The organism is Aliinostoc maniaoense, from assembly GCF_058172895.1.
Genome location: NZ_CP187952.1, coordinates 246611 through 259873 on the forward strand (window position 1 = coordinate 246611; position 13263 = coordinate 259873).

The following is a 13263-nucleotide window of genomic DNA, read 5'->3' on the forward strand; positions in this document are numbered from 1 at the left end:
TCCGAAAAATTAGATACTGATAAAACAATTTTTAAAAACTCTTTAACAACCGGGACGCGTGAGTTTTGTCTGTTTATCTGTGAATGACTCTCGCCAAAATAACAAAAATGAGGTCAAGTCGATATTTCCAGAGGTAGGGAGAAATGAGTACAGGACAACAGCCAGAAAAAAAAGGTCAGCAGACACGTACTGTAGCAGACTTAGTGGAAGACATCCAAGCTCTGACTACTGAAATTCAAGAATTGTATTGTTTAGATGCGATACCCTGGATCATAGGTGTATCTTGGGGCAAAGACTCTAGTACAGTTTTGCAGCTTGTTTGGAATGCGATCGCAGCTCTACCTCCAGAAAAAAGAACTAAAACAATCCATGTAATTACTACAGATACTCAGGTTGAAAATCCTATTGTTGCTGCTTGGGTTCGTCAATCTATAAACCAACTAAGATCGGCTGCACAAGAAAAAGGGATGCCGATTCAACCGCATTTACTACAACCAGTAGTTGAAGACACATTTTGGGTAAATCTTATTGGTAAAGGCTATCCAGCCCCTCGAAACCAGTTTCGCTGGTGTACACCACGCTTAAAAATTAATCCAGCTAATCAATTTATTCGGGAAATAGTTCGAGCTAACGGTGAAACAATACTTGTCTTGGGTACTCGTAAAGCAGAAAGTGCCAAACGGGCTGCAACCATGAGAAAGCATCAAGCAGGTAGAGTCAGAGAACGCCTTAGTCCCAATGCAAGTCTTGCTAATTCCTTAATTTATACTCCTATAGAAGATTGGAGTAACAATGATGTTTGGATATATCTGAACCAATCTAATAATTCCTGGGGACATAGTAATAAAGAATTATTCAGTTTATATCGAGGTGCAACAGCAGATAATGAATGTCCTTTAGTGATTGATACTTCTACTCCTAGTTGTGGCGATTCACGATTTGGCTGCTGGGTTTGTACACTAGTTAATCAAGATAAATCTATGCAGGCGATGATCCAGAATGATGAAGAAAAAGAATGGATGCAGCCTTTATTAGATATCCGCAATGAATTGGATGCCAAAGATGATAGAGAAAAAAGAGATTTCCGAAGGCTCAGAGGAGAAGTTCAATTATTTGAAAGAAACAAGGATGGAAAAGTATCTGTTGAACCAATACCTGGGCCATATACAAAATATTGGCGTGAATATTGGTTAAGACGCTTATTAGAGGCACAAACCAAAATTCGGCAAACAGCACCAGAAAATATGCGGGATATTACCCTGATTTCTGTAGAAGAACTCAGCGAAATTCGTCGTATTTGGCTAGAAGAAAAACACGAATTTGATGATAGTTTACCCCGTATCTATCAAGAAGTGACAGGTGAAAAATTTAAAGATCCTCGTCCTGGTGCTGACCAACAACTATTAGGTAGCGATGAATGGTCTGTATTAGAAGAAATCTGTACAGGTGATGCCATGCACTTGGAACTCATGGCGAAACTTTTAGATACAGAACGTCAATTTCGTAAGAAAAGCAAGCGCGTAGGAATCTACGAATCTTTAGAGAAATGTTTTGATACTAGTTCTCGTTCCCCAGAAGAAGCGATTAAGAATGCTCATTTAAAACGCGATTTGAGAGAAGCTGTTCTTCAAGGTGATGTAGCTACAGTAAAAGAAAAAGTTAAGCAACTGACTTTAGGTGATGCCGTGGATGAAGATCAAAAGGAAAGTGATAAGCCCTTAACTTGGGCAAATGTGAAATTTAAAGTTAATTCGTAATTCGTAATACTCGCAAAGCGAGAAGCTACGTAATTCGTAATTAACCCACATCTTACACCTCGGTTAAAAACCGGGTTTCTTGCAAATATCTTTCGTTCAGAAACCCGGTTTTTTAGGGCTTTTAGTTATACCATTTCTTGAGGAAGATGCACTTTATTCTGTACTGTAGAGACGTTGCATGCAACGTCTCTACATCATTTATTTGGCATAACTTCATAGAGAATTGGTATTAACCCCAACTGAAGTTAATTTCCATAAGGGACTCCCAGATAAAAAGAATATCCAAACTGTAGGGTGCATCAGTGCGACAGAACCTAACTATACTCAGAAATTATTCATGCTGACGCACCCTACCCAACCATGAGTTTCGGATAATTTGTTTTTTGGTGTTCCATAAGCTGAAAATAGTAATTTTACTGGGGTTGATAATTATTTACGTAAGTTAATATACATTAATTTGTTGCGTGATAATATTATTAACATCATCCTTCATGGGGTGGACATCAATGACATTTCAAAATAATCGCTCTCACGAACTAGAGCAACGGGAACGGCTACTGCGAGAGAAGGAAGTAGAGTTACGACTCCGAGAAATGGAACAGGAAATGTCTGCAAGTCATGCACCATTTCACAAGACGGTGAAACATCAACCTGAAAATTCTCCCAAACCTTGGGTAAAAAAAGCAATTCTTGCCGGAAAACTATTTGCCCTTGGTGTAGCAGCATTAGTTGCGGTGAGAGTGGCTTCAGTTTTAGCTGGGTTTGTCATTATCGCAGTTTTGGGTTGGGTAGCTTACAAACTATTCTTTGAAAATCGCAAAAAATCATCTTGAATTAAGGAATAATTTACATGGTAGGTCAAGTAGCATCTGATAAATTTATTCAAGACTTAGAAAGGGTGGCTCAGGTACGTTCTGAGATGGCGATGTGTTTGGAAAATCTATCTGAAACTATTAATAAAGCTGAATTAGATGGAGAATCTTCATCGGGCAAACTCAGTTTAGAGCGAGATTTGGAAGACATTAATGTAGCTAGTAAAAATCTCAAAAAAGGTGTATTTCGCCTGTTAGTATTAGGCGATATGAAACGGGGTAAAAGTACATTTCTTAATGCTTTAATTGGAGAAAATTTACTTCCCAGTGATGTGAATCCCTGTACCGCAGTTTTAACGATTTTACGCTACGGGGCAGAAAAAAAAGTTACAATTCATTTTAATGACGGTAAAAGTCCACAGCAACTAGACTTTCAGAGTTTTAAATATAAATATACCATTGACCCAGCCGAGGCGAAAAAGTTAGAGCAGGAGAAAAAACAGGCGTTTCCTGATGTTGATTATGCCATCGTTGAGTATCCCTTAAGTTTACTAGAAAAAGGAATTGAAATTGTTGATAGTCCAGGGTTAAATGACACAGAAGCGCGGAATGAATTATCTTTAGGATATGTGAATAATTGCCATGCAATTCTGTTTGTGATGAGGGCTTCTCAACCTTGTACTTTGGGAGAGCGTCGTTATCTGGAAAACTATATTAAAGGGCGTGGTTTATCAGTTTTCTTCTTAATTAATGCGTGGGATCAGGTGAAAGAATCATTGATTGATCCTGATGATATGGAAGAATTACAAGCGGCTGAAAATAGACTGAGAAAAGTTTTTCAGGCGAATTTAGGCGAGTATTGCTATGTTGATGGTCAAAATATTTATGATGAGCGAGTATTTGAACTATCATCTATTCAAGCACTACGCCGACGGTTGAAGGATAACCAAGCTGATTTAGTGGGGACTGGCTTCCCGGAATTTATGGGTTCGCTTAATACTTTTCTTACCAGAGAACGCGCGATCGCGGAACTCCGGCAAGTCAGAACTTTAGCCAGACAAGCTGTTAACCATACCCGTGAAGCTATAGATCGCAGAATACCACTACTTGATCAAAATGTTGCCGAATTAAAAACACGCATTGATTCTGTAGAACCAGAGTTTAAAAAACTTACCAATATTCGGGATCAATTCCAAAGGGAGATTTTTAATACTAGAGATACTCAAGCGCGTAAAATCTCAGAATCTTTCCGTAGTTATGTTTTGAATTTGGGTAATACTTTTGAAAGTGATTTCTTACGCTATCAACCAGAATTAAAGATATTAGATTTTCTCAGTAATGGGAAACGAGAAGCATTTAATGCAGCACTGCAAAAAGCCTTTGAACAATACATGACTGATAAGTGTGCAGCTTGGACTTTAACTGCTGAGAAAGATATTAATGCAGCTTTTCAAGAATTATCTCGCAGTGCGGCGCAGTATGGTGCATCTTATAATCAAGTTACGCGACAAATTACCGAAAAACTCACCGATAAACAAGTTAAAGTCAATTCTTACAACACTAGCACAGATGAAGATAATTCCCCCTCTTGGGCAAAATGGGCAATGGGATTATTATCACTTTCAAGAGGAAATTTAGCAGGCGTTGCGATGGCTGGTGCTGGGTTTGATTGGAAGAATATTTTATTAAATTACTTCACTGTTATTGGTGTGGGGAGTATTATCACCGCCGTTACTGGTGTGTTTCTAGGGCCAATTGGATTTGCTTTATTAGGTTTGGGAGTGGGTTTTTTACAAGCAGAGCAAGCGCGTAAGGAATTGGTGAAAACGGCTAAGAAAGAGTTGGTGAAATATTTACCACAGGTTGCAAATGAACAAGCACAAACTGTATATGATGCGGTGAAGGAATGTTTTGATAGTTATGAAAAAGAGGTGAGTAGACGGATTAATGATGATATTAATTCGCGGAAGTCTGAGTTGGATAATTTACTGAAGCAAAAGGAAACACGGGAAATTAATCGGGAGGGTGAGTTAAGACGGTTTAAGACTTTGCAGGAAAATGTTATAGTTCAATTGCAAAAGATTGAGGCTGCTTATAGTAATCTTTTGGCTTACTATAGTTAAGGGTAGTATTTATCCCCTCTTGTTTTGAGTAAGAGGGGGAGTTTTTTAACGCAAAGTGGCGCAGAGGTTGACGCAGAGTAACGCGGAGTAATGTAGAGTTTGAGGATAGGTGATGGGAATATGCAGCAGGAAGATGGGAGATATAGAAGTTTAATAGATGCGCTGAAATCTGCGTCTAATTTACTTGGTTTGGAAAGGACATCACAGTTATATCAAGATGTGGTTAATGTTGGTAATTATTTGAGTAATCCTAATTTTAGGATTGCGGTGTTTGGCCCTTTTAATCATGGTAAATCTACTCTGTTAAATGCTATTTTAGGAACTCGCACTTTACCTATAGATTTAATTCCGACTACAGGCGCGGCTATTACTGTTAAATATGGTTCTGATGTGAGAACTCGCATTATGTTGCGGGATGGAACAGAAATTTATCGCAGTGGAACGGATATTTTACAGCAATATGCAATTTTAGATGGTGATAGACAGATGCGTAAAGATGTAGCATCTGTAGAAGTTTTTTGTCCTCATACTTTTTTAGAAACTGGTGTGGAGTTTATTGATTTACCAGGAACTAATGATAGGGATGAGCAAGATAATTTAGTACGAGAGCAACTTTTAAGTGCGGATTTAGTTGTACAGTTATTAGATGCGCGCAAATTGATGACGTTGGGTGAACGGGAAAATTTGCGCGATTGGTTATTAGATAGAAATATTAAAACTGTTATTTTTGTTGCTAATTTTATTAATTTACTTGATACGGAAGAACAAAAACAAGTGCAGAATCGACTGCGGTTTGTTGCAGAAAGTTTCCGTGCAGAATTACCTCCGGGTTTTAGTAATTTATATCGTGTGGATGCTTTACCGGCTTTACGCGCTCGATTAAAGGGTGATGTGGGTGCGGCTAGTAGTAGCGGCTTAGTGGCTTTTGAGACGGCTTTGCAAAATATTGTTGGGATTTTAGAACAAAATCGGGGTGATGTGAGGTTGCCAAGAGTGCAGGCGATCGCATCCCAAATTCAATTATCATTAAAAAATAAGATTGACCCTTTCGTCAATGAATTTACAGCTTTTGATGAAAAACAAAATGCCAAAATAGAAATCAAACAAAAAGCGCAAAACCTCATTAAGCAAGGCTTTAATAAAAGTATATCTGAGTTAAGAGATTGGTTATCTTTACCAAAATTATTAGCACAATACCAAGCTGATGCGGCTGTTGCACTAGCAGAGAATAATTTTAAATCTTGGCAAACAACTAAACTCAAAAAAGACTTGACAGAATTACAATTATCTGTAATGAAATGGCTGTATCAAGCTTATGATTTCTTTAAAGAAGAACGTCCCGAAGATTTATTAATTCCTTTCCCCTCAGAACCACAAATTACTTTACCTCCTAAGCCAGAGAATATTGAAATATTAAGTGAACCCGGTGCAATGGCTGTCGGGGGTGGGATTGGTTGGTTATTAGGCGGGCCAGTTGGTGCGGCTGTCGTTGGGAGTATTTCTTATATATTAAATAAAAATATTCAACAACATGAAACAAAATCAGCTAATGAATCATATCATCAACAAGTTGCGAAACTTTGTATAAATGCAACGGAAGCATATTTATCTCAATTTAGTAGTCAAGCTTTATTAATATTATCTGAGTTTGAACGTCAAGCTGAAAAGGTAATTTACTTTCAAGTTACCCAAGAACCCCAAGAAGTTATTAGAAAGCGTCAAGATTTACGAAGACTACAACAGGGATTTAATCAATTACTGAGTGAGTTAGCAAAAGCACGAATTTCTACTAATTATCAACCTTATCAAGAGACACCAAAAGTTAGTCAACCTCAACCCCGACAACAAGAAAGGGTTTATACTCGTCCACCACAACCAGAGAATGCAACTAAAACCACCGACAAAAAAGTAGAGCCTCCAAAACAGCAAGTTTATTCACCACCACCCCCACCAAAAGCAACTCCTGCACCTAACCCCGCAGAGGTAGAGGCAAAGTTTCGTAACTGGGAATTAGATGAAGAAATCGCACAAATGAAAGCACAAATGCGTTCTCCTGGTTTTCAGAATAGTAAGCAGCAAACTAAAAACACGCAAGCACCTAAACCACCGCAAAGCCAAGCCGAAAAAGATAAAATTGCGCGCGCTTATAAAATTTTGGGAGTACCGCAAAATGCAGCCTTCGCTGATATTAAACAAGCTTATAAAACCTTAGTTAAAAAATGGCATCCTGATTTATTTGTCAACCAACCCCAGATGCAAAAACAAGCGCAAGAAAAAATGCGTTTGTTTAATGAAGCTTATACGGTATTGTCTGAAAAAAAAGGGGTATAGGGGTGTAGGGGTGTAGGGTAAGAAAAAACCGGGATAAACCCGGTGTAATTTTATATTATGACTGCACCCGCACTGTTAGAGACACGGTAGTTGTGAGGTTTTGAGGGAGTGGCCAACGGATGAGCGATCGCCTGATAATATCAATTACAGTTTGTTCTTTAAGTGAAGAAGCCTGTTCATCTAACAAAACCTGTTTCACTCGTCCTTTACTTATCTGCAATTCAAACACTAAATCGCCACTAAAACCCGCAGGTAATTCGATAGATTGTAAATAGTGAGTCAGAATCGCACTCATCTGCTGATTCAATCCTGTTACACTCACAACCTCTAGATGCTGAATAGGAGAAATGATTTCTAAAATAGCTTCCTGATCTATTAAATCAGCATCTTCAAGGCTTTCAAGGCTTCTATTAGCAAAACGATACTCTCTTTCAAAGAATGACATTTTTGGAGGTGGAGGAGGTGCGGGAATTGGTGCGGAAGGAGACATCGCCGCTTGGGGAGATGGTGCAGAGGGTTGAACTTTTCTTTTACGTTGGAAAAACTCATACGCAGCAGACATCACACCTCCAACTACTGGAGCAGCAGTACTAACAGAACTACCAAAAATACCTTGATAACTGATACCTTCAGCCATTTCTACAGGTACTTGCACCGAAATTGAACCCTGACGCGAATCAAATCGCACATCATCACTCACAGCCACGAAAGCTGTATATTGCGACAAAAGTTGATAAGTTAAAGCCGTATCCGTCACTGCTTCCACGCCTAACTTAGTTTCACCATGCACCATCTGATTCATCAATTCTTTGATGCGGGAACGTCCCCAAAGTTGAGCAATGGCGGGGTTTCCAGTTTCCTCAAAGTTCAAGTTAAAGGTATGCTGATAACGTGTACCACCAGCCGTAACTCCTGTAATGTGCAGTTTTCCGCCACGCGCATCTGGTTTTTTGCCAAATAAAACTAACGGCTGTTCCGCAAACAAATCTGGTGCAGTAGAAGGATAGATAATTGCAGACTCACCATCACCTTCCCATTGCAAATTAATGTTAGCCAAAACAGGATTATTAATTTGACGGTAGAATTTCTCAGCTACCTCATCCGTTGGTTCGTCATGGCGAATAATGTGAGATATACCCCTTCCTAATTCTGCAATGCGGTTGAGTAGAAAACGATTAACAGAACTACCTGCACCAAAACTATAGAGGCGGTTTCCTGGTTGCAGATGTTGTTTCACCTCTGAAAGAATTTGGTTTTCATTGCCGATATAACCATCAGTCAGTAGTACAATACTCCGCAACCTTCCGGGATCTGTAACTGGAAAATTCAACACAGCACGAATCCCCCTTAACATCTCAGTGCCGCCATTAGCACTCAATTGATTAATATAATTGATGGCGCGTGTGCGATTTTGGGAATTATTGGCGAGGGGAACAGGGGATAATTGCCGAGTCGTATCAGAGAAATCAATAATACTAAAGGTGTCATCAGGATTAAGTCCATTGATAAAGCGGCGCATCAATTCCTGACATTGCATCAATGGCGCACCCATTTGCGAACCAGAAGTATCAATGAGAAACACCACATCTTTAGGAACAACTTGATCCTGACGGTACTGGAGTGCGGGAATTAGATATAGTGCAAAATGTCCACCTCGTGCATCAGCTTGGGTGAGTACAGTGGCTTGGGTAGAGTCCCCTGCTACTTGATAGCGTAAAATCAAGTCTTTATTAGGAATTGTGTCCCCACCCGCCAATTTCACTAACACCTGCTTACCTTCATAACTTATCTGGAGTTGGTGAGAAGGAGACTGCACATTTTGAATCTCAACCCCTGCATCAATTTCTATAGTGACATTAATATCATGGGGCGATCGCGTACCCGATGGTAATATAGGTGCATTCAACTGTGAACCATCAGGAACTATATCCGTATCTTGATTTTGCGTCATCGGTGCAGTAGCTGAACCTACACCGCCTGCGTTTTCCTCAATTGGTATCCCTGGAATATAGCGAGGAGCAACCACCATCGGGAAAACAAACTCATAGTTACCCGCAGTAAATTTTAGACTTTCAGAGTAGCGAATAATCACATCAATTTGTTCACCTGGTTGAATGTTGGCGAGGGATTGAGTAAAAACATTTTCCCGTTCTTGTTCCAAAAGTCCCGCAGTGCGTCCTTGCTGCTTCGCTTGCTCGTAAATTTGCTGTGCCTCTTGGCGTTTTTTGATACTACCTTTAATAGTCTTGTCACCAATCCGAATCAGCATATCATCAACAGCCGCCTCATCCGGTAACGGGAAGATGTAGACAGCTTCTAGTGTAGTTGTGAAGGGATTTTCAAAGCTTTGGGTAACTTCCACCCGTGAGATATTCCCCGCAATTTTAGCTTGTACTTCAGTGTGCTTGAGGGGGAAAGCAATTTGCTGTTGTTCAGGTGTTTGAACATATAAGCCACCAGCTTGGCGTTCTAGAGTTTGAGTCATATCTGTAACCTCACGCTTTTGTGTTATGTTTCTAGCGTAGGCGCGTTTACTCGGCAGATATGCTCAGTTTTGTGTTCAGTCGATGCTCAGTGACTTGTATTATCTTTCACATACTAATTTTACATATGCAATACTAGTTAGTTGACTGTTGATATTACTTTTTTCACAACATTACCTAAATTACCTAAAGAATTAGCTTATTTTATAGCGTTTCTTAGTCTGCTGAGGTACAAATTTATCCGCGTTTATCTGTGTCCATCTGCGTTTAATTTTGTCGTTTGTACTTCACTAGGGTAAGAAAGGCTATATAGAAATTGATAATCAGAGAACACTTATCATTATTATTGATTAAAATTCAATTATCAACATTATTCAAACTAACTATATGACTTTGCAAGAACTCAAAGAACAGATTGATAAATTATCAACAAGCGATCGCCTCACTCTAATCACTCTAATTATCGAATCACTCCAGCGTGAACATAACGATAATTTAGAACAAAAGCAATTTGATATTTCACATCAAGAACACTTAGGTAAAAATAGGGCAAATGTAATTAACCAAATGCGTGGATTTCTCAAAACGGATCAGCCTGCACCTACAGATAGCGAAGTGCAAGCCATGTTAGAACAACGTCTAGTAGAAAAATATCTACAATGAGAGTCTTAGTTGATACAAATATTATTTTAGATTTTCTACTAGAAAGAAATCCATTCTTTTCAGATGCACAAAGATTGTTTCAAGCAATCAGTTCTGGAGAAATTGTTGGTTATGTGACGGCAACAACTTTAACTGATATATTCTACGTTGCTAAAAGACAAACCCAAAGTATCGAGCGTGCAAGACAAGCAATCTCAATGATCATGGCTACTATGGAGATTTGTCTAGTTGATCGTTCTACTCTTGAAGCTGCTCTAATTTCTGGTATTACAGATTTTGAAGATGCTGTACAAATTGCTTGTGCGATCGCTCAAAATTTAGATGCAATTGTGACTCGTGATACTAAATTTGCGGGTGCTTCTATTCCTGTATTCTCTGTGAATCAGATATTACAACAGCTCTCTTTAAGCCAAAATATAGACGATCTGCTCACTTAACAGATATATTTCAAACTCGCTCAAAGCATCAACGACTGGATTGGCAATTGTAGATAAGGCGCGAAAACGTCTTGGGTGGACGAAAACTATTACGGCGCGTTGGTGGCAAGATGCTCACACTTCTAGAGCAACTTTACGGCGATTTTGGCAAGGCGATCGCACTGAATATTTTTGTCTTGATGGGATAATCAGCTTTATCCAGAAATATGGACGACTAATTCCCGGCTATGACTATGGTAGCGATGTTCCCAAATATAGATTCCTTGCCAAGTTCCTAAAACTAAATGACCGCGATTAATAGGTATATGCTCAGAAGTGTGAGTTAGTGCTGTGCGAATATGTGCCGGCATATCATCAGCACCTTCGGCATCATGAATATATTGTCCTGATTCTGGCACAAGTTTAGCCATGAAGTTCGCTAAATCAACCAGCACATCAGGATCAGCATTTTCTTGAATGACTAAACTAGCAGAAGTGTGGCGTAAAAATAGCGTACATAGTCCGGTTTCAACTCCTGATTCGGCCACTATTGACTCGATTTTGGCGGTAATGTTGTGAAAGGACTTACCGTTAGTAGTAATTCTGAGAAGTTTTTGGTAGTGAGTCATCTTGAACAAATTTAATTGTGTTGAAAGAGCGATCGCCTGACTTTATGCCAAATTAATCCTGCTACAATCAATCCTAAACCAATTTGCCAAATTCCAGACTCTACCCAAAAAGCTAGGAATAGACAAGATAACAAACCTATCCAACCTATCCACACAGGATACAGGCGTTCTGAAGCAGGCAGTCGTAAAGCAGCGTAATTGGTGATGGCGTAGTAAATCAAAACGCTAAAGGCACTAAATGACCATGTAGTTTTGACATTGCCTAATAATACTAAAAGTGCGATCGCTATTCCTACCACTATCACAGCCGCTTGAGGTGCGGTTTGTTGTTGATTCAAACGTGCTAAAAATCTAGGAGCATCTCCACGTCTACCCATCGCCAATAATACGCGAGATAACCCCAAAATTAAGTTTAACAACACGCCTAACATCGCTGTGACTGCACCAATCGCCAAAACTATCGCCGCACCCCTACCTCCTACACTGCGAACTACAACTTCCAACGGTGCGGCTTTTGTCTGGGTTGTGGCATTCGCTAAAGTCTCCACACCCACAGCCCCAATACCCACTGTCGCCACTGTCATATACAGCAACATCGTTACACATAAACAAACAATCATGGCTTTGGGAATCGTTTCTCTAGGAGAGCGGGCTTCTTCCCCCATCGTGGCAATTCTTCCATAGCCTGTGTAAGCCACAAACATCAAAGCACTAGCATGAAGCACATCACCGAGAGAACTACCAAAGAAAGGAGTAAAATTTTTCACTCCCTGAGCTACAGCCCCAGGGAAACAAGCCACGATAAAGAAACCCAAAGATAACAATGTGACTGAGACAATGAGAATATTGGTGAGATTAGAACGTTTAATCCCACTTAGAACTACTAAAGTCATAATTACTACAGCTAAAACAGCTACAGGAATTACCCAACTGGAACTCACACCCAACAAATTGAGTAAGTAACCAGCAAACCCCAAAGCAGCCGTCGCCGCCGAAGCTGTCTTAGCTACTAAAAACATCCAACCTGCGCTAAAACCAAAAGCAGGCGTAAGATATTTGTAACCATATTCATAACTACCCCCACTGACGGGATGATTAGCTGCTAGTTGCGCGCTATTGAGTCCGTTACAAATAGCGACAATTGCCCCAATTGCTACAGCTAAAATCACGGCTGCCCCGGCAATACCAGCCGCAATCCCAATACTCACAAATACACCCGTACCAACAATCGAACCCAAACCCATGAGTGTCGCACCGAAAACCCCTAATTCTCGTTTGAGTTGGGGAGGTGAATTGGTGACAGACATTTTGCATATCTCCCTATTTATCTGAAGATATCATTGCAGATCAAGTAGGGAATAGGGAATAGGGGGGCAGGGAGCAGGGGGCAGGGGGCAGGGGGCAGGGGGGCAGGGGAAGACAAGGGAGACAAGGGAGACAAGGGAGAATTTTTAGTCACGCACCAACTATCGATTGTGATATTTGCGTAACTCCTGATTTTATTAGCATCCCCTCAACCCGGACTTACCACTAACAATAATCAACAGTCAATTACGAATTACGAATTACGAATTACGAATTACGAATTACGAATTACGAATTACGAATTACGAATTACGAATTATCAAATAACACCCAACATCTAGTAGTTTTAATCCTTTCCTCTCTTAGTGCATTCTAGCTAGGGATGTAATCAGTTCAATTGCTTTAATACAAGCAAGACAATTACCTTACCCTCATTTTTCAAAGTTGAGGAAATAGAAACTTTCGCGTTGGGTGTTATTAGTTTTTATCGAGACAGATATGAAATTAAACAGCGTTTTTTACCTCTTATACTAATTTGGACTCTAGCTGTTACATCTGCCAGGGAAGCTTTGTTTGTAGCTTCAATTAATAGATTAGCACTTATAAATCTTATCTGATGTTTTCGCAATCAAACTTTACTTATGTTTCTAAGCTCAAAAAAAACCAGTTTGATGTCAAAAACTGGGTTATTTATCAACAATTAAATCTTATTCATATATATACAACAACACCCAAACATCTACT

General features: G+C 39.6%; 9 protein-coding genes. 6 read left to right on the forward strand and 3 right to left on the reverse strand.

The annotated features are described in order from the left end of the window. Positions 1–143 precede the first annotated feature (143 nt). The 4 genes from dndC (at position 144) to ACPZ3T_RS01015 (ending at position 7023) form a co-directional block, all read left to right on the forward strand. Positions 144–1757 (forward strand): DNA phosphorothioation system sulfurtransferase DndC, encoded by a 1614-nt coding sequence (dndC, locus tag ACPZ3T_RS01000; RefSeq protein WP_490273134.1) that lies wholly within the window; start codon positions 144–146, stop codon positions 1755–1757. Between the two features lie 506 nt (positions 1758–2263). Further along, positions 2264–2590, forward strand: coding sequence for a DUF3040 domain-containing protein (locus tag ACPZ3T_RS01005; protein WP_490273135.1), 327 nt, complete (start codon positions 2264–2266; stop codon positions 2588–2590). 17 nt (positions 2591–2607) lie between these two features. Further along, the gene (locus ACPZ3T_RS01010) at positions 2608–4692 is read left to right on the forward strand and encodes a dynamin family protein (RefSeq protein ID WP_490273136.1); all 2085 of its coding nucleotides are present in this window, start codon (positions 2608–2610) and stop codon (positions 4690–4692) included. 120 nt (positions 4693–4812) lie between these two features. Further along, the gene (locus ACPZ3T_RS01015) at positions 4813–7023 is read left to right on the forward strand and encodes a dynamin family protein (RefSeq protein WP_490273137.1); all 2211 of its coding nucleotides are present in this window, start codon (positions 4813–4815) and stop codon (positions 7021–7023) included. 55 nt (positions 7024–7078) lie between these two features. On the opposite strand, the gene ACPZ3T_RS01020 is transcribed toward ACPZ3T_RS01015, so the two are convergent. Beyond that, entirely contained in the window at positions 7079–9508 is a 2430-nt protein-coding gene (locus tag ACPZ3T_RS01020; RefSeq protein ID WP_490273138.1) for a VIT domain-containing protein, read from the reverse strand. A gap of 385 nt (positions 9509–9893) precedes the next feature. On the opposite strand from ACPZ3T_RS01020, the gene ACPZ3T_RS01025 reads away from it, so the two are divergent. Beyond that, positions 9894–10169 (forward strand): hypothetical protein, encoded by a 276-nt coding sequence (locus tag ACPZ3T_RS01025; RefSeq protein WP_490273139.1) that lies wholly within the window; start codon positions 9894–9896, stop codon positions 10167–10169. Continuing rightward, positions 10166–10606 carry a PIN domain-containing protein gene (locus ACPZ3T_RS01030; RefSeq protein ID WP_490273140.1) on the forward strand — a complete coding sequence of 147 codons (441 nt, stop codon included), beginning with the start codon at positions 10166–10168 and terminating at the stop codon, positions 10604–10606. The genes ACPZ3T_RS01025 and ACPZ3T_RS01030 overlap by 4 nt, the downstream gene beginning before the upstream one ends. 194 nt (positions 10607–10800) lie before the next feature. Here ACPZ3T_RS01030 and ACPZ3T_RS01035 read toward each other — a convergent pair whose 3' ends face one another. Both ACPZ3T_RS01035 and ACPZ3T_RS01040 read right to left on the reverse strand, forming a co-directional pair. Next, the gene (locus tag ACPZ3T_RS01035) at positions 10801–11214 is read right to left on the reverse strand and encodes a secondary thiamine-phosphate synthase enzyme YjbQ (protein ID WP_490273141.1); all 414 of its coding nucleotides are present in this window, start codon (positions 11212–11214) and stop codon (positions 10801–10803) included. Between the two features lie 11 nt (positions 11215–11225). Next, complete coding sequence (locus ACPZ3T_RS01040) at positions 11226–12521, reverse strand: APC family permease (protein ID WP_490273142.1); 1296 nt, start codon at positions 12519–12521, stop codon at positions 11226–11228. Positions 12522–13263 lie beyond the last annotated feature (742 nt).